The sequence below is a fragment of the Paraniabella aurantiaca genome, assembly GCF_050309965.1.
GTDB lineage: Bacteria > Bacteroidota > Bacteroidia > Chitinophagales > Chitinophagaceae > Niabella.
Genome location: NZ_JBLOSY010000002.1, coordinates 1852274 through 1877578, shown reverse-complemented (window position 1 = coordinate 1877578; position 25305 = coordinate 1852274). Strand labels below are relative to the sequence as shown.

The 25305-nt window shown below is 41.3% G+C and carries 18 protein-coding genes; 10 read left to right on the top strand and 8 right to left on the bottom strand.

Annotated features, from left to right (window positions below):
• Positions 1 to 96: 96 nt before the first annotated feature.
• Positions 97 to 366 (bottom strand): 30S ribosomal protein S15, encoded by a 270-nt coding sequence (rpsO, locus tag ACLOAU_RS21980; protein ID WP_114791094.1) that lies wholly within the window; start codon positions 364 to 366, stop codon positions 97 to 99.
• A 124-nt stretch (positions 367 to 490) separates the two neighbouring features.
• Between rpsO and ACLOAU_RS21975 the strand changes: the two genes are divergently transcribed.
• From ACLOAU_RS21975 to ACLOAU_RS21935, 9 genes are all read left to right on the top strand, one after another.
• Positions 491 to 1099, top strand: a complete 609-nt coding sequence (locus tag ACLOAU_RS21975; protein WP_427864059.1) for a MiaE family protein — start codon at positions 491 to 493, stop codon at positions 1097 to 1099.
• Positions 1100 to 1553: 454 nt separating this feature from the next.
• Positions 1554 to 2777, top strand: a complete 1224-nt coding sequence (locus ACLOAU_RS21970) for an ROK family protein (protein WP_427864058.1) — start codon at positions 1554 to 1556, stop codon at positions 2775 to 2777.
• Positions 2778 to 2872: 95 nt separating this feature from the next.
• A complete protein-coding gene (locus ACLOAU_RS21965; protein ID WP_427864057.1) occupies positions 2873 to 6310 on the top strand; it encodes a SusC/RagA family TonB-linked outer membrane protein in 3438 nt (1145 codons plus the stop codon).
• Positions 6311 to 6322: 12 nt separating this feature from the next.
• The gene (locus ACLOAU_RS21960; RefSeq protein WP_427864056.1) at positions 6323 to 7903 is read left to right on the top strand and encodes a SusD/RagB family nutrient-binding outer membrane lipoprotein; all 1581 of its coding nucleotides are present in this window, start codon (positions 6323 to 6325) and stop codon (positions 7901 to 7903) included.
• A gap of 429 nt (positions 7904 to 8332) precedes the next feature.
• Positions 8333 to 11710, top strand: a complete 3378-nt coding sequence (locus ACLOAU_RS21955) for a SusC/RagA family TonB-linked outer membrane protein (RefSeq protein WP_427864055.1) — start codon at positions 8333 to 8335, stop codon at positions 11708 to 11710.
• Positions 11711 to 11743: 33 nt separating this feature from the next.
• Positions 11744 to 13435, top strand: a complete 1692-nt coding sequence (locus ACLOAU_RS21950; RefSeq protein ID WP_427864054.1) for a SusD/RagB family nutrient-binding outer membrane lipoprotein — start codon at positions 11744 to 11746, stop codon at positions 13433 to 13435.
• A gap of 68 nt (positions 13436 to 13503) precedes the next feature.
• A complete protein-coding gene (locus ACLOAU_RS21945) occupies positions 13504 to 14070 on the top strand; it encodes a redoxin domain-containing protein (RefSeq protein WP_427864053.1) in 567 nt (188 codons plus the stop codon).
• Complete coding sequence (locus tag ACLOAU_RS21940) at positions 14060 to 15376, top strand: cytochrome c (protein WP_427864052.1); 1317 nt, start codon at positions 14060 to 14062, stop codon at positions 15374 to 15376. The genes ACLOAU_RS21945 and ACLOAU_RS21940 overlap by 11 nt, the downstream gene beginning before the upstream one ends.
• A gap of 9 nt (positions 15377 to 15385) precedes the next feature.
• Positions 15386 to 16807, top strand: coding sequence for an alpha-L-fucosidase (locus ACLOAU_RS21935; RefSeq protein WP_427864051.1), 1422 nt, complete (start codon positions 15386 to 15388; stop codon positions 16805 to 16807).
• Positions 16808 to 16814: 7 nt separating this feature from the next.
• Here ACLOAU_RS21935 and ACLOAU_RS21930 read toward each other — a convergent pair whose 3' ends face one another.
• The 5 genes from ACLOAU_RS21930 to ACLOAU_RS21910 all read right to left on the bottom strand — a co-directional run bounded on the left by ACLOAU_RS21930 (position 16815) and on the right by ACLOAU_RS21910 (position 20077).
• A complete protein-coding gene (locus ACLOAU_RS21930) occupies positions 16815 to 17423 on the bottom strand; it encodes a DNA-3-methyladenine glycosylase family protein (protein ID WP_427864050.1) in 609 nt (202 codons plus the stop codon).
• Positions 17424 to 17597: 174 nt separating this feature from the next.
• A complete protein-coding gene (locus tag ACLOAU_RS21925; RefSeq protein ID WP_427864049.1) occupies positions 17598 to 18152 on the bottom strand; it encodes an NUDIX hydrolase in 555 nt (184 codons plus the stop codon).
• Between the two features lie 113 nt (positions 18153 to 18265).
• On the bottom strand, positions 18266 to 18802 hold the full coding sequence (locus ACLOAU_RS21920) for a YfiT family bacillithiol transferase (protein ID WP_427864048.1): 537 nt from the start codon (positions 18800 to 18802) through the stop codon (positions 18266 to 18268).
• Positions 18803 to 18806: 4 nt separating this feature from the next.
• Positions 18807 to 19250, bottom strand: a complete 444-nt coding sequence (gene bamJ / locus ACLOAU_RS21915) for a BamJ family beta-barrel-assembly machinery protein (protein ID WP_427864047.1) — start codon at positions 19248 to 19250, stop codon at positions 18807 to 18809.
• Positions 19251 to 19315: 65 nt separating this feature from the next.
• The gene (locus tag ACLOAU_RS21910; protein WP_427864046.1) at positions 19316 to 20077 is read right to left on the bottom strand and encodes an ABC transporter ATP-binding protein; all 762 of its coding nucleotides are present in this window, start codon (positions 20075 to 20077) and stop codon (positions 19316 to 19318) included.
• 148 nt (positions 20078 to 20225) lie between these two features.
• On the opposite strand from ACLOAU_RS21910, the gene ACLOAU_RS21905 reads away from it, so the two are divergent.
• Positions 20226 to 21500 (top strand): aspartate kinase, encoded by a 1275-nt coding sequence (locus tag ACLOAU_RS21905; protein WP_427864045.1) that lies wholly within the window; start codon positions 20226 to 20228, stop codon positions 21498 to 21500.
• Here the strand turns inward: ACLOAU_RS21905 and ACLOAU_RS21900 are convergent.
• Together ACLOAU_RS21900 and ACLOAU_RS21895 are read right to left on the bottom strand one after the other, a co-directional pair.
• On the bottom strand, positions 21497 to 22258 hold the full coding sequence (locus ACLOAU_RS21900) for a GLPGLI family protein (RefSeq protein WP_427864044.1): 762 nt from the start codon (positions 22256 to 22258) through the stop codon (positions 21497 to 21499). The two genes, ACLOAU_RS21905 and ACLOAU_RS21900, sit on opposite strands and share 4 nt — an antisense overlap.
• Positions 22259 to 22264: 6 nt before the next feature.
• Complete coding sequence (locus ACLOAU_RS21895; protein WP_427864043.1) at positions 22265 to 25063, bottom strand: outer membrane beta-barrel protein; 2799 nt, start codon at positions 25061 to 25063, stop codon at positions 22265 to 22267.
• Between the last annotated feature and the right edge of the window lie 242 nt (positions 25064 to 25305).

Here is a 25305-nt window from a genome sequence, read left to right as displayed (position 1 = left end):
AATGTTGGGAATACAAAATATATAAATAAGTCTGAAATTAGTGCATCAAACCCAGGATATAGAACCGTTTTCCCAACTTTTGCAAGATGGAAAATACTATTTTCTTAAACCTAGTTTCTCAATTAAAGCACGGTAACCAGAAAGGTTATGTTTTTGCAAATAGCTAAGCAGGCTTTTACGCTTACCTACCAATTGCATTAAACCGCGGTGAGTAGAGAAATCTTTTTTATTTTGCTGTAAGTGCTTACTGATTTGGCTGATACGCTCTGTTAACTGCGCAATCTGGCCCTCAATAGAACCTGTGTTAGCGGCGCTTCCACCAAATTGTTCAAAAATTTGTGCGTTTCTTTCTTTTGTAAGTGGCATACTGTCTTTTTTAAAAGGTCATCCTGTTTTTGTATCCTGTAATTTAAGGCGGCAAAGGTAAGGAATAATTTGATATTTCTAATGTGAAATTTGATATTTCTGATAATATAGCGATTTTTACCGCATGAACTTATCCCAGGATACCAAAAACATATTAGGTCTTCAGCTGCCTACCGACCCTCGCTGGGTAAATCTGGCCGAAATATCATTGGAAGCCATACTTACCGACCATGCCTACTGTGAGCAAAAAGCCGCCACTACCTGCATCACTTTAATACAAAGATACAGCGACAGAGAGCAACTGGTAACAGCCCTTGCTCCTATTGTAACTGAAGAATGGGGACATTTTCGTTTGGTATTACAGGAACTGCATAAACGAGGCCTGAAACTTGGCAAGCAGCGAAAAGACCTCTATGTAAATAAACTGATCGAATTTCAACAAAAAGGCGGGTCTCCCGAAGACCGTTTTTTAGACCACCTTTTAATGATGGCAATGATCGAAGCACGCAGTTGCGAGCGGTTTAAACGCCTGAGCGAAGGACTCAATGATACTTATATGGCTAAATTTTACCGCCGCTTTATGGAAAGCGAAGCAGGCCACTATACTTTATTTATAGAACTTGCAGAAACCTACCTGCCTAAAGAAAAAGTCCGCACAAGGTGGGCCGCATGGCTGAAGCACGAAGCAGAAATAATGAAAGATTTAGAAATACGTGGAGATAGAATTCACTAATACAGTCCTTTCTTATTCTAAATAATAAACCTCAAAAGAAAGAGTTTTAAAAATTGTGATCAGGATTTTGTGATCGAAATAACCTGATCACAATTTTTTAATCACAAAACTCCAGCCCACTAACAAAAAATCTGCCGTAGAACAATTGCTGAGACGATTAGACATGATATAATAATGTATAACGTACAATTTTATATGCCTGATGTACGGTGTATATTTATAGTCTATTATATACTATTAAATATTGATTATTATGTAGTTGTAAGTCAATTTACTTTAACAACTGTCAGATTAAGCTTTAACTTCTACAGCTTATATCTACATCTCAGCGCTTAGTGCAAATCCTTCATGTTAATAAAATGTTTAGTAAATTTTTTAAAAAGTTTTTTTTAAATTAAAAAAGTTTCTATATTTATATCGAATTGAATATACTGCCTAACGAAAATAGTTTTATATGATTGCCAATATTATTTCAAAAAAGCAGAAATTCTATAAAGAAATTTTAAAGCACCTGTTTTTTAACAAGCAGCTGTCTTGTGCTGACCTGAGTAACCTGATCGGCAAAAGTATTCCTCTTACCACACAGTACCTGAGCGAGCTGATCAGCATGAAAATGGTGATTGAAAAAGGCTATGCTGCATCTACAGGCGGCAGACGTCCGCAAACTTACAGTATTAAATCAGGCGTTTTTTACGTGGTAGCGGTGGCGATGGACCAGCTGGTAACACGTGTAGCACTTATTTCCAATGATAACAGTATTGTTGGCGAGGTAGAGAAATTCGACCTGGTGTTAGCCAATAATCCTAATAGCCTGAACGAGCTGATTGAGCACCTGAAAACTTTTATCAGTAATTCCGATGTACCTGTATCAAAAATTGCCGGTATTGGTATTGGTATGCCCGGCTTTGTAGACGTAGCGAAAGGGATTAACCACACGTTTCTTCCCAGTTATGGAGATTCTATCGTTAATACCATCCAGGACGCCCTGCACATTCCTACGCTAATCGACAACGACTCCAGCCTGGTAGGATTAGCTGAACTGAAGTGGGGTGCTGCGAAAAACAAACAACACGTAATGGTGATCAATATTGGCTGGGGTATTGGCCTGGGTATTATTGCCGATGGAAAATTGTTCAGGGGTAAGGAAGGGTTTGCCGGAGAGTTTAGCCATATCCCGCTATTTGACAATAATAAGATATGTAGTTGCGGAAAGCACGGTTGCCTGGAAACAGAAACCTCCATGATGGTGGTGGCTCAAAAAGGTATCCAGCAGTTTAAAAAGCTCACCCAACCTTCTATTTTAAAAGAGCTGAACAAAGAACGTATTGAGGAATCGGCTAAAAAAATAATTGAGGCGGCACAAAAGGGAGACAAATTCTCCATTGACCTGATTTCTGAAGCAGCATACAATATTGGCCGGGGGGTTTCTATCCTGATCCATTTATTAAACCCCGAGCTGATCGTCATCAGTGGCATTGGCTCGCTGGCCGGAAAAGTATGGGTAGCTCCTATTCAACAGGCCATTAATGAGCACTGTATTCCCAAGATTGCCGAACACACTGATATTAAAATATCCTCCCTGGGTTATAATGCCGAGTTGGTTGGAGCTACGGCTTTGATTATGGACAACTATGAAAGGCTGCCCAGGTTATTAACAGAAAAAACGATTGCACTATAAATATTTCTAACATTAAAAATCCATTTGAAAAAGACCCATTCAAATTAATCAATTAGGGTAATTACCAGAATCCAGATTAAAATCCATTTACAAACATGAAGAAAACAATGCAAAAACTATTGTTAGCATTGGTGATGGGCTGTTGCACGCTCCTGTCACATGCTCAACAACGAACAGTAACCGGCACCGTTACTGATGAGACAGGAAAACCTATTCCAGGCGCTACGATAACGGTTAAGGGCACATTATCAGCCACAGCCTCCGATGATGCGGGCACCTACTCTATTCAGGTAGCCAATAACACAGCTATTCTTGTCGCCTCTTCTCTCGGCTTTATTAATAAAGAAACTACTGTTGGCAACAACGATGTGGTCAATTTTATACTCACAGCCGGCATCAAATCTGAAGAAGAGGTGGTTGTAACAGCTTTGGGCATCAAAAGAGAAGCCCGATCCCTGGGGTATTCGGCACAAAAAATTTCCACAACAGATATTATGAAGGCCGCTCCGCCTGACCTTGGCTCGGGCCTGATGGGCAAAGCTGCAGGTTTGAATGTAACTGCCTCTAATGGTATACAAGGCGGCTCACAAAGAGTGGTAATACGTGGCAACAATAGTATTCTGGGAAATAACCAGGCATTAATTGTAGTAGATGGAATACAAATTGACAATGGTGCCTTAGGTGGCCGGCAAGCCAGGATGAACAGCAATGAACCCGGATCCGGCAACCAACTGGAGAATACCAAAGAGTGGGGATCCTTTTTAAACACATTGAACCCAGATGATATCCAGGAAATTACAGTATTGAAAGGGGCAACAGCTGCAGCCCTTTATGGTTCTAGGGGGGCTAACGGCGTATTACTAATTACAACCAAAAAAGGTGAAAATCGCAAAGGACTTGGAATAGATTATAATTTCAGCACCTTATTTTCTAACCCCTACCGCTACTCCGATGTTCAAAATTCATATGGCATGGGATTAGCTAGTGCTATGTGGAAGGCCAACAACACTTTTAGAAAAGATGCCAATGGTCAAAACCGTTTTCCAGACCCCTGGGTGGATATGTATGCCGACATACCCGGAGGTTATCAGGCCTATGAGCACTTTAGCTGGTTTGGAAGGGGAGCTTCCTGGGGACCTAAACTAGACGGAACGGAAATTATATGGTGGGATGGCGTGAAAAGAAAGTGGGAAGCCCAGCCCGATAATCGCGAAGCATTTTATCGTACTGGCAATACTTCAACACACAATATATCCATTAACAAATCCGGAGACTGGGGTAGCTTAAGGATGGCGTATACCAGGTTAGACAATACTGCCATTATTCAAAATACGAATTATAGCCAGAATAACTTTAACCTGGGATCTAACATCAATATTTCAAAAAGGCTGAAATCCGAAATCACAGCCAGCTATAACAATTATTACAGGCGCAACTCTCCTGACCTGGGACAGGACTTTGGCTGGAGTACATTTACTACCTATAATATGTCAAGGGAATACAGGCCTCTTGAGTTTGATATCTACAGGAAGGCTGATGGCAGCAAGGCTGATCTCGTAGGCTTATCAGCCATCGGGGCCTACCCTTATCAAAACAACTACAATAATCATCTTTTCTGGCATTTAATGGAGCAAAACCAGTTCATGACCAGGAATCAGTTTCTAAGTACGGTAAAACTAACTGCGGAAGTAACCCCCTGGTTTAACCTGACCGGAAGAGCCTCATTAGTAAATGCTAACACCAGTGTAGATAGCAGGTATACGCCTGTTGATGCTGCTGGTTTACAGGGGCAATATGGAATAGAAACAGTAAAGAATCAGGATGTGAATCTGGAAGGGTTTGGCGTTTTTCACAAAGACGAATTGTTTGGCGGCAATTTTTCAGGCAGCCTGATGCTGGGAGCCAGTTCATTAAAAAGCAGGATGTATGGTAACAGCGCCTGGAACAGCGGTGAAAAAGATGCCACTTATGGGCAATCCAGTAACTACCCTTGGATTATCCCTAATAAATATTATCTGGGCAACACGTCTTACAACGGTTTATTTTCACTGCCCGTTGAAACCTGGGCCGACTATAACATCAATTCTGTGTATGGCATTGTGGATCTTTCTTATAAAAACTATTTATTCTTACAGGTAACAGGAAGAAATGACTGGTCCTCTACCCTACCTATTCAGAATGCTTCCTACTTTTATCCATCTACCAGCTTAAGCTTTGTATTTACTGACGCTATTCAGGGACTTAAAAACTCCAACTGGCTGAACTATGGAAAGCTTAAGCTTTCTTATGCCGGAAGTGCTAATGGAACAGACCCGTACCTTGCTTATTATACTTATAGTCCTTTTGTTATTTCTAATTATTTAAATGCACAAGCTCCATCTACATTTGGAGGTGTGCCGGTAAGAAGTTATAAGGCAAGCTTACCACCAGCTGATGCTTTGAAACCTCAACGAAACACCAGCCAGGAAATAGGCCTGGAGTTAGGTTTCCTGCAGAACAGATTAGGCTTTGAGCTTACTTACTATGCTACAAAGAGCCGTGATCAAATTTTATCGAGCTCTTTGGCTGGGTCTTCCGGAGCAACATCAGTAACATTCAACACGGGAGAATTATCGAATAAAGGTTTCGAATTTATTGTAAGGGCTACTCCGGTAAGAACGCAAAACTTCAACTGGAACATCGTTGTGAATGGTGCACATAATAAAAACAAAGTGTTGGCACTGGCTGATGGTATTGACGTTTACCCATTGCAGGATCTTTGGGGTAATAATGGTGTAAGAATGTACGTAAAAGCCGGAGAAGATTATGGAACCATTTATGGATACGACTACACTTACAAAAATGGCCAGAAAGTGGTAGAGCCTATCTACAGCAAAACAGATCCGACTAAAGTAGTAGGATCCAGATATGTGACTACGCCTGATTTAGTGCCTATTGGTAACGCAATGCCGAAACTAACCGGTGGTATCTCTAACAGTTTCCGCTACAAAAGAGTAAGCCTTTCGGTATTAACAGACTTTAGAATTGGCGGACAGATATATTCTGCCGATTACGCAGCATCCATGGCCAATGGTACTGCTCCCGAAACCCTGTTGGAACGCGATGGCGGAGGCCTTCCTTATACCTACCCAGATGGCAGTACAGCCAATCATGGTGTTCTTTTCGACGGTGTTTATGCTGACGGCACCCCCAATAAAGACGTTGTACATTACATGTATAAGTACGCAGGACAATATGGAGCGTGGTCAAATGTGGCGATGCCAAGAAGCAATGCTATATTTAACAACTCATGGGGTAAATTAAGAGAACTTACTTTAACCTATTCAGTGCCTGCGAATGTGTTGCAGGGTACCGGTTTTATACAGGGATTAGATGTCTCCCTGATAGGCAGAAACCTGTTTTACCTGTTTACCACCCTGCCTAACCGCCTGAATCCGGAAGCTTTAAACGGAATTGGGAATGCTCAAGGTATTCAATGGGCGCAATTACCCGGAACCAGGGAGTATGGTGTATCTGTTAAAGTGAAATTTTAAATTTTTACACAAATGAAGAAACTAATATATCTGACACTATTTAGTACAACCTTTTTTTCCTGTACTAAGAATTTTGAAAAAATTAATACTCCGCCGAAAGACCCGGTTACGGCTTCTACAGAGGAATTATTCAATGGAATTATAAGTTCCCTACCCGTAACTGCCGGCGAATATTCCGTAATGAACTCCTGGATCTACCCAATTACACAACAAGGAGTAGTTGCAGGTAGCAATAGCTATAATTTCGACAATGCCAGGGGTGGCTTGTGGACTACCTATTACCAGGCCATGGCTAATTACAGGCTTATTCAATCAAGAATTGAAGCTGCTGCTACTCCGGCCAGTATGAATAATTTATATGCAATGCTTAAAACGTTAATGGCGTACAAGACTTTCAAGAATACCAATTACTTTGGTAACATGCCTTATTCTAAGGCCGGCTATGCTCCTATTAATGGTGCCGCAGGGTATAATGTACCTTACGACAAGCAGGAAGATATCTACCCGGCCATTTTAACCGATCTTAAATGGGCGGTTGATAATCTATCTACTGCTGCAGGTCAATATAGTCCTGGTAACTATGATACCTTTCTGAAAGGCGACATAGCCAAATGGACCAAATTTGCCAACAGCCTGCGCCTTTATGTGGCCATTACCATGTATGATAAAAACAGCTCACTGGCAGGACCACAAATAGCAGAGGCTTTAGGCAAGCCATTACTAACGGATGGGGAGGATATTGGTCTTTGGCCTACGGCAATACCAGGTTTAGAGTTTCAATGGCGCCAATGGTCGTTTACCCAGGATTGTAATTTAAGAATGGGCAGCACTATGTGGAACCTGCTGTCTGACAATAATAACACCGATGGAAGTGGTATTTTCGACATCCGTGCTAAAATATTTTTCGAAACAAATGGTGCGAACAGTTGGGTGGCGATTCCACAAAACCAGGCCACTGTTACTGAAACAGGTACCCCTTATAATATTGCCAATCGGGATATTGACTGGAACAATAAAGGCAATACCAACTACTCGGCATTTAATTTTTATTTTGTAAAGGATGTAAAGTATATTCCTGAATTGATGCTAACAGCGGCCCAGGTTCATTTCTTAAAGGCGGAAGCTTATAATCGCGGGCTTGGCGTTACAGCTAATCAAACAACTGCTAAAGCAGCTTACGATGCCGGTGTTACTGCGTCTTTAACCATGTGGAAGAAGATCGCATTCAATACACCTTCATGGGCAGTTAACAAACCGGCACAGGAAGCTTTAACTACGGCTGAATTGAACCAGGTATTAACTAATTCCAAAGTAGCTTACAACACAGCGGATGCAGCAGGATCTTTACTAAAAATATATGCACAAACCTGGATTGATCAATACAGGCAGCCTTTCGATGCCTGGACACTGTTGAAAAGGACCGGTGGTAAAACACCAATGGCGACAACCGATGCAGGTAATTATACAGGCAAATACGGTAAGCTATACAAATTCAGGTATCCTGATGAAGAGCAGAGCTTCAACAATGCCAACTGGAAAGCTGAAACCGGTGGTTCAGATGTGTCTGATAAAAAGATCTGGATTCAACCATAATAAAAAAAAATACCATTTTTCAGACCGCCTTCGGGCGGTTTTTTGTTTTATATTATTATTTTCAAAACCAGCATATAAAATAGTTAAACCTGCTATCAGCCTCCTATCACTTCACCTACCCGTTTAACAAAAGTTATAAAAAAAATTTAAGAAGTATTGTATATTATAAAAAAGATGGTTTACATTTACTTAACAATTAAACCAAAGAAACTGATGTGTGCCATAGAGAGCGTTGGAAACGATTGATACATCAGTAAACAGGACTTTCAAAATACAATTACTTCGGAAAATCGTGGTAAGGGTAAAGAAGTATTTATAAAGATAATTTAAACCGTAAACTGTAAGGGCACACTAAACAAAATAAGTGAAGCGAATGATCGCTCGTATTAGGCTGTCTACAAAACTTTTATCAAATCAAAAACAACAGGTATGAAGAAAACAATGCAAACCCTACTGGTTTCGCTCTTCCTGAGCTCTATGGCTTTAACAGCCTGGTCTCAGCAAAGAACAGTAACCGGTACTGTTAAGGACGATCAAGGTGTCCCCCTGGCCAATGTTTCGTTTATTGTGGTAGGAACGACAACGGGAGGTGTAACAAAAGCGGATGGAAATTTCTCGATTTCTGTTAATACCAATAATACAGCACTTGAATTCAGCTCAATAGGCTACCAAACCAAACAGATTGTCATCGCCGACAGTACTAACCTAAACGTTATATTAATAAAAAATGACGCAACCGGTCTTGCTGAGGTTGTTGTTACAGGGTTTGGGGAAAATAGGGCCAGGAGAAACCTGGGTTACTCCGTTACTCAAGTAAACGGAGATGATATCCGCCGGGCCAACCCCATCAATCCAATAGCAGCATTACAAGGCATGGTCCCTGGTTTACAGGTAAATCCTGGCATTTCCGGCCCTCAATCAAGTACCAGGTTTTTAATCAGAGGAAGTGCATCGCTTGACCCATATGGCAACCAACCCCTGGTGGTTGTTGATGATATCATTATGGATCAGGATGTTATTTTACCCAACAAGGGCGGCGAGCAAGACTTTGGTAATATTCTAAAAGACCTTAACACAGACGATATCGAATCCATATCTGTATTAAAGGGAGGCGCCGTAACCGCCTTATACGGAAGCCGTGCTTCTAATGGAGTAATTCTTATTAAGACAAAGAAAGGATTTTCACAAAGAGGACTTGGTGTTACCTTTTCACAGTCTTTTTTGTTTGAAAAAGCCTATAAGACAGTAGATTTTCAAAACCGGTTTGGCGGCGGTGCCAACATCAATGACTGGGATACACTGGCAAATGGAACACTTGCCATTAATCCTGCCACCTATTTTCAATCCTTCGGTCCTGAAATGAACGGACAGATATTCCAAGATGTAACCGGCCAAATCAGGGCCAATGTTCCAGGGATTAATGACGTACTTAGCCTGTATCAAACAGGACTTACCCGCAACACGAATCTTGGCATTTCGGGGGGAAATGAAAAAACAACATTTCGTTTTTCTTATTCCTACATGGACTCAAAGTCCCCAACACCTAATAATAAGCTTACGCGCAACAGTTACAATTTCAGAGGTACACACCGGCTTTCCAATAAAATATTATTAGATATCAATACCAGTTACGCCAATTCCGACACTAAAAATCCGGCTTTACAGGGTGGCAACTCATTGCTATATGCCCTTTCTTATGGCGTAGCGAGAAACTATGACCTCGGATATTATGAAAAAAACAGGGTGGACACGGTTAATGGAGGTATCCGAAATGACGAATCCGGAGGAAATGGGACAGGTGCCAATCAGGCATTTTGGGAAATATTTGAAAACAATTACCGCAGAAAAGAGGACAACCTTCGGGGAAATGGTTCGATAAGGATTGATTTTACTGACTGGCTTAGGTTTGATGGTGCAGCAGCAGTAAACTATTTAGCGCACTACTATACAGCAGAAAAAAGAGGAAAAGGTACCGGTTTTTTGGATGGCCAATACGAAGTTCGATCAGGCTCAACCACAACAAACAGGTATAGAGGTAGCTTTAACATTACAAAAAAGGTCTCTGACTTTGACCTTTTAATGCAGCTGGGAGGTGAATTAAATAACTCCAAGTCAAACTCCGCCTATTCGTACACCCAAGGAGGGTTCGTTTATCCCGATGTATACAGACTGAGTAATTCCAGGCAAAATGCCCGCACTGAAGAGGGCACACCCAGGTCGACTAAATTGAGCTCAGCTTTCTTCCAGGGAACCGTTGGTTTTAAAGACCATACAACATTAAATATATATGGAAGAAATGACTGGAACTCTACATTGGTGTACACCGATGGTCATGGTATCTATTCCTATTTCTATCCCGGAGCAGATCTGGCGTTTGTATTCAGCGATGCCTTCAACATTTCTAAGAAAGTTCTAAATTTTGGTAAACTCCGACTATCTTATGCACAGGTAGGTGGTGGTGCCAGTGAACCTTATCAGGTTCGAATTCCCTCCTATGCACCTTACAGCCCTTATGTAGACTTCGGCGGAAACAGCATCATTAGGTACGGATTAGCAGGAAATGAAATAATCGATCAAAACTTTGTACCCGTAAGAAATAGTAAATTAGAAGGAGGACTTGAATTCAAGCTGTTCAGCAACAGATTGGGTGGAGACTTCACGGTGTATACACAAAACTCTGAAAGGCAAATCATCTTATTTGACATACCGTCAGAATCGGGCGCAGCTAAGACCAGAATCAATGGGGGCAAGCTGCGTAATGCAGGAGTTGAGCTTACACTGTATGGCTCTCCTATTAAGAAAAATGATTTCTCCTGGGATGTGGTGTTTAACTATACAAGAAACAGGAACAAATTATTATCACTTCCGTTTGGGCTACCCGCACAAACCCTCGATGGCGGAGATGGAATCTATTCCGTTGCCTATGTAGGTGGCGATTATGGCACCATCCTGGCAAATTACGGCCATGCATCCTTTCAGGCTTTAGCAGATAACACAAAACCGTTGGCAAAAGACAATCAGCCCGTTGCAAGCCCGTTAAATGGACAGCGCGTTGTAAGTATTAACTCTAACGGAGAGATGATCTATGAGAGAGCCGGCAATTATAATCCAAAAGTATTGGGAGACAGGAACCCTGTGGTAGGCTCCACCCTTCCCAAATTCCTGGGAAGTATAAGAAACAATTTCAACTATAAATCTTTGACACTGGGCGTATTCCTGGATGCGAAAATTGGTGGTGATGTATGGTCTAGTACCTATTATTATGGTTCTCAATATGGTTCACTTACGAATACATTATTCGGCCGAAACAGCGAATTAGGTGGTTTAACCTACACCCAAAATGGACAGCAGCGTACTGATGGTATATTGCTTGATGGAGTATTTGCCCAGGGCACAACCGTTTCGGCTGCACAAAGTGCCGACGGCCAGGCACACAACTTATCGGGAATGACCGTACAGGAAGCTTATGACAAGGGTTATGTAAAGCCCGTGGCCGCAGCCTCCTACTATAATAACACATATGGTTGGGGTACCGGTATCAGGAGTATGGGAAAATTTGAATCTTCATGGGTTTCTTTGAGGGAAGTATCGCTTAGTTATGATTTACCGAGACCTATTACTTCTAAAGTTGGCATTAACAGCCTTAGGCTTTCCCTGATAGGCCGCAATCTGATGTTCTTATATAACAGCTTACCGGGTAATTTAAATCCTGACAATTTAAGCTCAACCAGCAGCGGTGCCTTTATTGAAAACGGGGGAACACCTTATTTCAGAAGCTATGGCGTCTCATTAAATGCGACTTTTTAATCCATTTTTAGATTACTCTATCAATCAAAAAATATGAAATTCTTAATCTATTCAACCATCCTGTTTCTGGCCGTATCCTGTAGCCGGGAAGATTTCAGGAAAGTCAATACTAATCCAGATAATATCATCCTAACTGATAAGGACATCGACGTAAGAGCCATATTCCCTAATGCGGTTTTAGCACAACAGGGAAATGATTTTGAAGCCTATTATGACTGGAATCGTAATATTAAATATTGGTCTGCGGGATGGGTACCTGTGGGTGGAATGGGCGTTGTAGCTACAAGATTTCAAACACCCTTCTCCGCTTCAAGCAACCCATATCGCCTGGAAAATCTTTACACAAGAGAAACAATGGGTGTGGGTGGTGCCTGTTTTGAAATGCGTAGTCTGATCGATAAAATGAGTGCCGACTCCAGTCAAAAGTTTAAAAACATCAGGGCCATTACCTATGTACCCCAGGCTTATAGCGCATTTTACTTATCAGACATTGTAGGAAGTGTTGCTTACTCTGATGCATTCAGAGTAAGGTATTCAAATGACCCCAATGCACTCAGGCCTAAATATGATACCCAGGAAGCTTTGTTTGATACATTGGAAAACCAATTGAAAGCTGTTGTTGCAGTAATTAACAGTAATCCCACTTCTGGACAAAGTACGTTGGGTACTTACGACCTTTATTACCGCGGGATAGGCGACGAAGGCAAAAACTGGGCAATGGCAGCCAACTCCTTAAGATTGGTAATTGCCATGCGTATGATGGAAAGAAAACCGGCAGCTGCAAAAGCGATCGTGCTTTCCGTATTGGCAGACCCCATTGGCCCAATAAACAGCAGGGCTGCAAATTGGGTTTTTAAAGGCGGGCCAGACAGGGCAAATGGTGGTAACTATAATTTGGCAGCCAACATCTCCGGTCAGAAAAATGTGGTTGATTTTATGTACCGGAATGCAGATCCAAGGATCCGGAATATGTATAGGAAAACCGCGCTTACAGAAGCTCAGTTTACAGCAGCCAAAAACAATGGTTCTATACCAGCTACCGAAGTTTATCAGGAGTACACCGGCCGGCCAGCAAGCTTTGATGCGGCTACGTCCAATAGTACCAGGCATTACTTTAACAACTTTCCTGGTGCCACAGTGCCTTATAGTTCTGAGATACAGGCTGGATTATTTAATGCAGCCGTGGGACAAGGAAGAGTAAATTTCCCGGTGATTACCTATGCTGAGGTTTGCTTTATGCGGGCAGAACTAGCTGCAAAAGGAGTAACCACTGAAAATGCCATGGAGTGGTATTATAAAGGTATTGACGCTTCAGCTGGGGACTATGACGAATGGGGAAGTGATGCAAAAGTTTTTAATTATACAGCACTTACTCCTGCCGAGCTTACTGCTTACAAGGCCAAACCCGAAATTATATTCAACCCTGCCAGAGCGCTCGAGCAAATTTACGCGCAGCAGCTTGTACATTTTTACAGGAGTTTCAACGAGCTTTGGGCTTTCAAAAAAAGAACAGATTATCCTTTCGCTACAGGTTACATTCCTGCTGAAATACTTACCAATGGAGGTAACGTAGTACAAATGCCAAGAAGGTGGTCCATAGCCCCTCCACAAATTACCGACTTCAACTATGCTAATAAAACTGCAGCGATTAGCCAAATGGAACAAGATCCGGAGTTTCGCGCTTTATCAGACATTACTGGAAGAGTATGGTGGGATAAACAATAAAATATTTATTGACATTCTTAAACAAGCCTCTTTGTAAAAGCAAGAGGCTTGTTTAATTTTATAGAAATATGAAAGCAGTCTTGTTTATATTTTTTTTGATTGGCGCAAGCTTAACAAACTATAGTCAAACCATACAATTCTCTCATGACCGGTGGAAAACTATTGACAGTAAAAAGCTTCACTTAAAGGAAACCAATCATCTGAAACTTTTCATCTTTCTATCACCCGAGTGTCCATTAAGTCAGAAATATGTGTTTTCATTGAACCAGATTTATAAACTATACAAAAAGCAGGTATACTTCATAGGCGTTTTTCCAGGCAAAGGTTATAAAAATAAATATTACAGAGCTTTTAAGACTAAATACAACATCCAATTTAACCTTATCAACGATCCCCAAATGAAACTTGTTTCAGCATTGAATGCAAGCAAGACCCCTGAAGTATTTTTACTTGACTCTGCAAATAAGATCCTTTATCAGGGAGCTATCGATGACTGGGCTATTAGCCTGGGCAAAAACAAACTGCAGCCCACAAAGAACTATCTTCAAGATGCCATTTCAAATTCAATAAGAGGTTCACTGATAAATCCTAAATTTGTTGAGGCCGTTGGCTGTTATATAGAAAATGAAAATTAGTTTCCTTTATAATAACGTATTGTGTTCAGTTTTTACACTATTTGCTCACTATACATATGCTCAAACGTATGCAGATGTAAAATCAATTGTAGACGTAAAATGTGTTAGTTGTCATAACTCCAGAACAGGCGACGCGCCCTTTTCTTTAGAAACATTTAAAGATATAAAGAAGAGAATTCAGACAGTTCGAAAAACAATTGCAGATAATTATATGCCGCCCTGGACAGCCGATCCTCATTACCAGGATTATGCTAATAACAGATCGCTTTCACCAAAAGATAAGTCTCTGCTAATACAATGGATTGATAGCGGGGCGGAAGAAAGTGCTATAGCACGAACAACTAAGCCTGGTATAAGTTCATTTTCGAATTCGACACAGCGCGCTCCCGATCTATTATTGAAGATTGATAAATCATTTATTGTTAAGGGCGATAACAAAGAACATTTCATTTCGTTTAAAGTTCCGTTTAATCTTTCGGAAGAAAAAAATATTGAAGCTGTTGAGTTTTTTTCCAACAACAAAAAGATTATCCACCACGCCAACTATATGTTCTGCTCTGTTCCCGATAACGAAGTAGACGTTGAAGCTGGCCCAACCTATATTGACGGATCAAACGATGCAAATCGGGAAAAAGCGTCTCCATATCAAGTGTATCAAAAAGACCCCGTTTTTTATACCGGTTGGATACCGGGGGCTTCTAAGGAATACTACCCTGATGGCTTTGGTTGGCAGCTCCCTAAACGCGGCGTAATCATTTTCACCGTCCATTACTCAGCCCTTTCGGCAGATGAGAATTCCAATATAGGCGTACATTTATACTTTAGAAAAAAAGCGGCCGAAAGAGATATAAGAATAATTAGTTTAGGATCGGGAGGAATTGGCGAGCAGGACATTCACCCTAGCTTTTTAATTCCACCTAATAAAGTTTCTACCTTTTCGCTAAAGGTCATGACCCCCGAAGACCAATCTGTTTTATATGTGTGGCCACATATGCATTATTTAGGAAAACAATTTCTTGCATATGCTATAACACCAGCAAAGGATACTGTTCCCCTTGTTCGAATTCCCGAATGGAATTTTAAATGGCAGGAACTGTATCGCATGAAAAAATTCAAGAAAATACCCGCGGGTTCGGTTATTCATATTTCCGGCATGTACGACAATACATCCAACAATCCTCAAAACCCTCACTCACCACCTCAATATGTCGCTTCTGTAGGGAACATGACATCTACGGATGAAATGATGACCTTATTGATTATTTACACGCCCTACAAAGAAGGCGATGAAGATATAGACCTATAATTTTAAACGATGAAGCCATTATTTTTTCTTATACTATTTTCAGTAGCTCTTCTTTCAACAGCCCAGCAACAGGGCATCCACCCCTCTTCCAGCCAATACGAATGGCCAACCGATCCGCAGGTGAAACAAAAGCTGGATCAGTGGCAGGATCAGAAATTTGGCATGATCATTCATTGGGGCCTGTATGCGGTGCCGGGCATTATTGAATCATGGTCCTTATGCTCGGAAGACTGGATCACCCGTGACAGCAACTCTTATTATGGCGACTATAAAAAGTGGTATTGGGGCTTGCAAAAGGATTTCAATCCTGTAAATTTCAACCCGGAGCAATGGGCTAAGGCTGCAAAAACAGCTGGTATGAAATACCTGGTATTTACGACCAAGCATCACGATGGCTTTTGTATGTTCGATACCAAAGAAACTGATTTCAAGATTACCAACGGGCCTTTTAAGAACCATCCCAAAGCCAACGTAGCCAAATATGTTTTTGATGCTTTCAGGAAAGAAGGCATGATGATCGGCGCTTATTTTTCGAAGCCCGACTGGCATAGCGAAAATTACTGGTGGCCGGTATACGAAACGGCCAATCGTAACAATAATTATGACATCCGGAAATTTCCCTGGCGATGGAACCAATTCAAACAATACACCTACAACCAGATCAGCGAACTAATGACCGATTATGGCAGCATAGACATCCTTTGGCTGGATGGCGGCTGGGTGCGCCCGAAAGAAACGGTAAATGCAGAAGTGCTAAGCTGGGGAGCTCCTATACCCGAGTGGAGCCAGGATGTAGACATACCTAAAATTGCAGCTATGGCCCGCAAGAAGCAGCCCGGCTTATTAGTGGTAGACAGAACCGTGCACGGGCCTTACGAGAACTACCAGACACCGGAACAGCGTATACCCGATCATAAGATCGACAATCCATGGGAAAGCTGCATGACATTAGGCGGCGCCTGGGGTTATGTACCCAACGAAAGTTTTAAATCGGCGCCTAAAGTAATTGCCAGCCTGATTGAAATCGTTGCCAAAGGAGGAAGCTTACTGCTGGGTGTAGGGCCTGGCGCTGACGGCACTTTGCAACAACCCATTATTGACCGTCTTGCTGAAATAGGTAGCTGGATGGATGCCAATGGCGAAGCGATCTATAACACAAGAGCCACTGACATTTACAAGGATGGCAACGTATTTTTTACGCGCGCTAAGGCCAGTAAAAAAATGTATGCGCTGATACCGGTGCCGGATGGAACTACCCTTCCTACTGTTGTTGAATGGAGCGGCAATCTCCCGGCTAAAGGCACTACGATTACTCTATTGCAGACAAAACAAAAATTGAAATGGACAATCAAAAATAATAAGGTTATTGTACAGCTTCCCAAATCCGTTAAAACTGCGGCCATAGCACTATCCTTTACACCTGGCAATTAACCATGCTTTACATCGGTATCAGTGTCGCATCTAAAGCCCTCCATAGATACCGGCAGGCGTAGGTTCGGTAAGGAGACCAGTTACCGGCAATGACATTCATTTTTTCGAAAAGCTCTTTGGAGTTGGAATATTCCACATTGTAAAGTTTGATAATAGCTTTTTGCAGGCCCAGGTCGCCTGTAGCAAACACATCGGGTCTTGCCAGCGTAAACATCAGCAACATTTCAACCGTCCACTGCCCTACTCCCTTTATCTGGGTCAACAGGGACAGGATTTCTTCATTGCTCATTTTATAGAGCCTGGCATCCGTCAGCCGGTGTTCTATAAAAAAGTTACATACGTTTTTTACATATACTGCTTTCGCATTGGACAGTCCGATACTTCTCAGGGTTTCATGCGGCACCTGTAATATAGCTGCAGGCTTGGGCGATTTCGATTTAAAAAGATTCAGAAACCGGTTATAAATGACAGTAGCCACTTTGGTACTCAACTGCTGGCTCATAATGGAAGCACAGAGTTGCAGGCAAACATTCTTTTTCTGCTCAATGGTATAAACACCCTGCGACTTGATCAGGGCCTTCATCACTTTGTCTTTATTTAGTTGCTTGCGGTACATGGTGCCGGATATTCGATGCTGGATACTGGATACTTGATATTAGATGCCGGATACGGGATACTAGATGTTGGATGCCGGATAATATGCATGCTGATCTTCACTATTCAATACTTCCCCACTTCCCACTCATGTTCTCTACTCCCTATTCACTATTCCCTATTAACCACTCTCTATTCACACCTTCAACTCACCCAATTTCATCAAAGCATACAACATACAGGTTACATGCATCGATTGTATAAATTCATTGTTCCTGAACTTTTCTTTGAATACATCCAGGTCCATCAGTTCTACGTGTATTTCTTCGTTTTCATCAAGATCCTGATCAGCTGTTTTTTTGCCGCCTCTTGCCAGGAACATATGCATCCAGTTATTATTGGTAGATGGATTGGCGCAGGTTTTCCCCAGGTATTCAAAACTTTCAAACTCGTACCCTGTTTCTTCAAGCAATTCTCTTTTTATAGCGAATTCCAGGTTATCATCTGTATCATCTACACAGCCGCCCGGAATTTCCCAGCAGGTTTCACCTATGGCATGACGGTATTGTAATTCCATCACCACTTTATTATCCTCTGTCAAAGCAAAGCAGGTCACCCAGGTCGGAAATTCATATACATAGTAAGGATCTACAATTTTCCCTTGCGGTGTTTTACAGGTATCCTTTCTCACTTTAAACCAGAGATCGTTAAACAGCTGCTCCGATTTCAGTATTTCCCATTTCAAGTCCATTGTCATTTTTTTTGTCAATTGTTCATGTTAATGGTTCATTGTTTGCAGCCCCCCCATCAACCCTTCCAACCTTTCAACCAATCAACCAGTCAACTTATCAACCTTTCAACCAACTACCAATACCCCCACCTCATCTTATCTCTTAGTCCATTTATTTGCGCTACATGGTGCCTGCCATGCCATGAATACATTTGCAGCAAGTACCATAAGGATAATTCTTTTTGTGATGCAGGGTGAAAAACCGTTCGTTCCCAGGCGGCATCATCCAGGTCTTTGAGAGCGGCGTACCAACGCTGGTGCAGGGCAAATAATAATGTAATGGACACATTGATGGGAATAGACGCTACATCATTTAACCCGGCCCACAATTGTTCCTCGTATGGCTTAATAGTAGGCGTTGCTTCCGTTAAACCCAGTTTAAACCTTATATATGCATTCATATGACTATCGGCCACATGGTGCACCAGTTGGTTAACAGTCCAGCCATCTTTACGGTAAGGTGTTTGCAACTGTGCTTCATCCAGGTTTAAGATGGCAGCTTCCAGTGCATTGGGCAAGAACTGTATATCGCCCAATGCACTTTCTTTTGCCGCAGTAGAAAATTCTACAAAAGAAGCAGGCCCAATCGGGTATTGGTTTTCTATTTCCAATGTATTATTTATTAACTTTTAATAACTCTACTTCAAACAATAAAGTAGCGCCTCCGGGGATATCACCGCCGGCACCCCTGTCTCCATAAGCCAGGTCTGAGGGAATCCATAATCTCCAATGACTGCCTTCTTTCATTAACGGAATCGCAATTTGCCAACCACGGATCAATTGAGTAAGACGTGCAGTAAAGGGCTGATTGCGCTTGAAAGAACTATCGAATTCCTTACCACTTAATAATGCCCCTTTGTAATGAGCAGTTATAGAGTCAGACAACTCAGGCTGTATACCCGTACCCTCTTTAATTACTTCATATTGGATACCGCCTTCCAGCTCCTGCACCCCTTCTTTACTTTTGTTGGTTGCCAGAAAATCGCGGCCTTCCTGTTTTTGTTTTTCTATCTTTTCATTCATAGCGGAACGTAATTTGTGTTGTAAATTCAAATCCATAAAAACATTTTTTCAAAAATAATTCATAAAATCTATACACCTAGAAGATTCACCTGATAAGTCATTCAGGCATCTCTAAGCGTCTTACCTGTTAATTGTATAAATACATCTTCCAGGTTGGCTTTTTTAACTTCCCTTGGTCTTTCAAAACCAGATGCGACCAAATGATCGATCAGGTTATCGGGCGTATCCAATGCCACAATTTTACCGGCATCGATGATGGCAATCCTGTCACATAAATATTCTGCCTCGTCCATATAATGGGTAGTAATAATTACGGTGGTACCCTGTGCCTTAATCGTTTTAACTAACTCCCATAAATTACGGCGCGCCTGGGGATCCAAACCCGTAGTAGGCTCATCCAGGAATATGACCTGTGGCTGGTTAATAAGGGTGGTAGCCACAGAAAACCGCTGCTTTTGCCCCCCGCTTAATTCTTTAAATTTAGCTTTTGCTTTTTCTTCCAGGTTTACGGAGCGTAATAATTCCATTCCATCTACCTTCCGGTTATATAAGCCGGCAAACAAATCGATCAGCTGCAGCAAATTCAGGCCGGGGTAATAACTGCTGGCCTGCAACTGCACTCCTATCAAACCCTTAATAATATTAGGACTTTTATCCAGGTCATATCCTCCTACCTGTACCGAACCACTTGTTTTTTTACGAAGAGTTTCTATTATTTCCAGTGTAGTAGACTTGCCCGCGCCGTTAGGTCCCAGCAATCCAAATATTTCGTTCTCAAATACATCAAAAGAAATACCTTTAACTGCATTGAAATCGCCATAGTTTTTTACCAGGTCCCTTACAGATATCTTCACATTTGCCATGCGCTAAAACTACAATTTAGTTGGCAGATGACCCTTGAAAAGTTGACTATATAAAAAGATACTAAACTTTACTTTCTATAGGCACTTAGGCTATACGCTCAAAATATTGCCAACAAACCACGACATTTGCACTTTCTAAAAAGTACAAATGGTTAAAGTTTTTAAGTTTGGGGGTGCATCAGTTAATAGTGTAGAGAGAGTAAAAAATGTTGCAGACATTTTACGGCAGTACCAAAATCAACAGCTACTGGTTGTAATTTCTGCGATGGGCAAAACCACCAATGCGCTTGAAAAAGTAGCTGAAGCTTTTTACCAGCAAAAAAAAGAGGAAGCATTGCAGCTCTTTGAGCAGGTAAAACAGCAACATCTAACCACAGCAAAGTATCTTTTAGTAACCCATTACCTGGCTTGCGAAGCACAGTTAAAAGACTTTTTCACCGAAGTGGAATGGCTCCTGCATGATCAGCCGGTTCGAGAGTACGACTATTACTACGACCAGATCGTTTGTTCGGGCGAGCTGATGTCCACTGCAATAGTGAGTCAATATTTAAATGAGGCCGGTATCCGCAACGAATGGATGGATGTAAGAGATATTATCAGGACAGATGATAATTTCAGAGATGCCAATATTGACTGGGACTTCACGCAGGCGAAGGTAAATGAGTTGATTCGCCCGGCTTTAGAAGAAGGCTATCTGGTGTTAACCCAGGGATTTATAGGGGCCACTGATGAAAACGAGAGTACTACCCTGGGACGCGAAGGAAGTGATTATACGGCAGCCGTGTTCGCTAACATGCTCGATGCAGAAAGCCAGACCATTTGGAAAGATGTTGAAAGTGTAATGAATGCCGATCCCAAGGAAATTGCTGACGCGGTACCCATTCCTGAGTTAAATTACACTGAAGTAATTGAAATGGCTTATTACGGTGCACAGGTTATTCACCCCAAGACGATTAAACCCTTGCAGAACAAAAGCATCCCCCTGTTTGTAAAATGCTTTTTGAATAAGGATATGCCCGGCACTCATATCCATAATAATATTGTTAAGCAGCTTCCGCCCATTATTGTAATTAAAAGAAACCAGGTGATGGTTGAATTAAAATCGAAAGATTTTTCTTTTATTGGAGAGCATAATACCGAGATATTATACGGACTGTTTGAGAAACTCTTTATCACTCCTACGCTTACTCAAAATGGAGCCATCAGCATTACCTATGCCTTTGACAATCGTGAAGAAAAGATCAGCCAGTTTGCTGCTGAAGCATCTCAAAATTTTGATGTACAGGTAACCCCGGGGCTAACCCTGCTCACCATAAGGCATTACAATGAGGCTTCACTGAAAAAATATGCCGAAGAGAAGCAGTTCCTGGTGAGGCAACAAACGGTACACAATATGAGATTATTATATAAAGAGCAAGGCTAAAGGAATGTTCGCCATATCATAGGGTTCATCCACTTGGTGGCGTTCTTCCATTCTTTTGCCCTCGACTTACCCACTTCAGTTAAAATGGCTAACATATCAGCCTCTGTTTTCTTTTTCCCCCGGGTAGGTTCTTTAATAACAGGCTCACCTAAAGTTACCTGGGTAGCGATCCAGCTGGTATACATACGTGGAATGGTAACGCCGAGAATCATGCCAGGAAGCCCATTTAAACTCATAGGACCTCCATTAACGGTTATTTCATCAGTATAGTATACAAATACATATACGCTGTCAAATAAAACCGTCTGCGCTTTGCGGCAATTAAAGCCCGCGATTACAGTAACATCATTGGGCGATAATTTCCATTCGATATTTTTTAGATCTCCCGAAATAATATAGTTATCATCAATGGCTTTCTGATTTACAAATTTTTTATTTGTGTAGTCATTATACCACATGTCGTCTTCATTAACATTGCTGAGCCAGGGTGTTACTTTTTTAGTATCACCAGACCTGTCAAACTTATATTCTGACCGGTTATTATGAAAGTTATACTTATAATAATTGACTGTCATTTGCGGCTGAGATGCAATTAACTGCTTTGCCCAGTCGCCTTCCTCATCTCCCCACATAGAAGAAAGAGACTTATGCAAATTTGTTTTTACTTCAAATTCTATGGTTCCGCTGCCAATAAATTTCTGGGCATGCATCGAGGCTGAATAACTCAATAGAATTATAAACATTAGTACCTGTTTCATAGTAAATTATTTAGCGGCGGGTGCCGGCGTGCCGTTTTTAGTAATGTTCCACACAAAAGAAACCAGCCAGAAACGCTGCAAAGTGGTTCTGTAAGTTTCAGCAAAACTATAGTTTCCGAAATTCCTGTTATATCCTCTGTTTTGATTCAAAATGTCATATATAGAGAGTCTTGCTTCAAATTGATTTTTATAGAATTTCTTGGTTACAAAACCGTTCCATATTACATAGTTATTATTCGCAGGGAAACGGGGATCTTTTTGTACATAATTGGCATCTACATCTGTTCTTATTTCTATCTTTCCTGGCAATTGTACATTTCCCCAGATATTCAGACCACCACTCCAGTAGTCGGCGTTGGCATTGCTGCTCACGGTAGCCCTGGTATTATTGTACCTGGCATTGGGAGCCAGGCCAAAATCATACTTTTCGTCTACACTTTTATAAACATCAATTGAAAAGCTATAGGTATTTGTTTTGGTAATGTTCTTAGCACTATTGCCGTTATTGGTTGAAAAGCTGCTTACGAAATCCACATTCCTGTTAAATCCATACCCCACACCAGCGCCGACGCGAATACCAGGACCTTTCCATTTAAAATTATAATTAAAGTTAGAATTAAAGCTGGCTACCCCATTGGTATTAACGTCATAATACTTTCGTATACCGTCAGCAAATTCACTGAATTGTGTAAATGCATTCTGCCTTAAATTATAGCTCGCAGATGCCCATATCCCCCGCTCCTTTAGTGTTTTGAAACTATTATAGTAAAGATCGAAATCGTGAGAGAAAGATGGTTTCAGCAACGGATTTCCAACACGTATATTCAACGGATCTGAATTATCGGGAATAGGTTGTAACTGGTTCAGGGAAGGTGCACGTCCGGCTCCGTTATAATAAAAGCTCAGGGTTTCACTAGGTTTAATCTTATAAGAAAGATTGGCCCTGGGAGAATGATTCACGAAGTTATATCCGCGCGTTGTCCCATTAGTAAGATCACGTTGGTCGAGATTGGTAAAAGCAGCCGAAGTACCTAAAGAAAAATTAAGTTTCTTTTTATTGTACCTGAAGTTGATGCCCGGTGCATTACTTAATGTATTAAACTGAAAATCGTTGCTTAACGAATCTATAAACTGATTATAGCGGCCCGTTCCATCATTAAAAAATACGTTCCTGTTATTGGCATTTTTTGTTAATCCAAAAGCATAACTCAACTCAAGATAGAAGTCCTTTAGCAAAGGTTCGGTATAAGCAATGCGGGTATTGATATTGTTGAGCACATTGTCCGAAATTGTATTTTGATCCAGCTCACCGGTACTGTCTACTACCCCATTCCTGTAAAAATCAATATTAGAATAGAGTAAGGCAGTACCTTTTGCCTCTGTGTGATTAAAGCCGCCATTGACAGATATAGTTCGGTATAATTTTTTAAACTTGTGCATCCAGAGCAGGTTGGCCCCTATATTACTGTTATCCGTTTTATTCTGCCCATGCCGGTTGTTTACATTAATGAAAGAACTGTCTACATTTCGGTTTTCACTGTAGTAATTATAGCTGGCATCCATGTTATTGAAATTGCCCTGGGCTGTTAATTTCAGGGTATTCATGGAGTCAATTTTAGTTTCAAATATCAGGTTGGCGCCTTGCTTCAGGTTGGAGCTAAAGCCACTGTTATTATTATAATTCAGCCAGGTTGAATCAGGCAAAAAATTCCTGGAATAGCTTTTCGTTTCCCCGGGTGCATTTATTTTAGTAATCCTGTAGCCGGCGTTAATACTTTGCTTATCATTATTGAATTTGTTATTGTAATGAATTCCTCCGTTCCAGTTAGTAGGTATCCCATCGCTCCGGTTATAATCGCCTCCCATGGAGCTAATAAAGATACCACCGTCATCACTGGTTTGTACATCACTTCCACCACCATATTTACTTCTGTCGTCCCAATCGAGGTTGAGCTTACCGGTATTGCTCATAATACCATAAGCTGATATTTTCCTTTTTGCCTTAAAGGCATTAAACATGAGTGCGTTATTAAACTTGTCCCCCTCTCCCAGGTTATTTCCGTTCTTAAGTCCTCCTCCCGCTTCAATTTTTGCAAAATATCCCTTCTTTTTGTCTTCCTTTAAAACCAGGTTCATGGTTTGCTTACTCTGCCCGTCATCAATACCTGTAAAAGCGGCCTGGTCACTTTTGCCCTTATAAACCTGCACATCTTTTACAATATCTGCACGCAGGTTTTTGGTGGCAATGCCGGGGTCGCTGCCAAAAAATTCCTCGCCATCCACCAGGAAGCGCTCCACCTTCTCACCCAGAGCTGTTATTTGCCCATTCCGGTCTACCTGCACTCCTGGCAATTTCTTCAACAGTTCTTCTACAGTGCCGCCTTCTCTTACTTTAAAGCTATCAGCTGTGTAAATGGTCGTATCACCTTTAATTCTGATGGGTGATCCGGTCTTAACCACTACTTCTTCCAGTAACTTACTTTTAGAGATCATGTTAATGATACCAACATTGACAGGCTCACCCGGCTTCATAATGATCTTATCTGAAAAGTCGGCAAAATAAGGATGCGTTATCAGTAGTATGTAGCTACCCGTGTCTGGTACATTTAATTGAAACTCACCCCGGGCACCCGCCCTTGTATAGCTCATTAAAGTTGAATCTTTACTTTTAAATAGTGTAACAACTGTATTCTGAAGACTTTTATTCTCTGAAGAATCCACCAGGGTTCCTTTTAAAACAGATGTTTGACTATAGGAACCAATAGCACTTACTAATAGTATCAAAAGTGTGAAGTATAATCTCATAAGTTGTTTTGACAAGTAGTTATATCGTTTATGACGCGCAGTGAGCAAATTTCCATAAACAATTAGCATCATTATATTATTTAGCAACCAATTTTTTGTTAAAAAACGATACCACTGGATATCTACGAATAGAACGTAGCGTCATTTTAACATTCAATAGAGATAAAAGTAGATGTATTTGTTTTAATTGGGCCTAGGCATCCGGTAAACTGATAATTTTTGTCGGTAAACACCGGAATTAA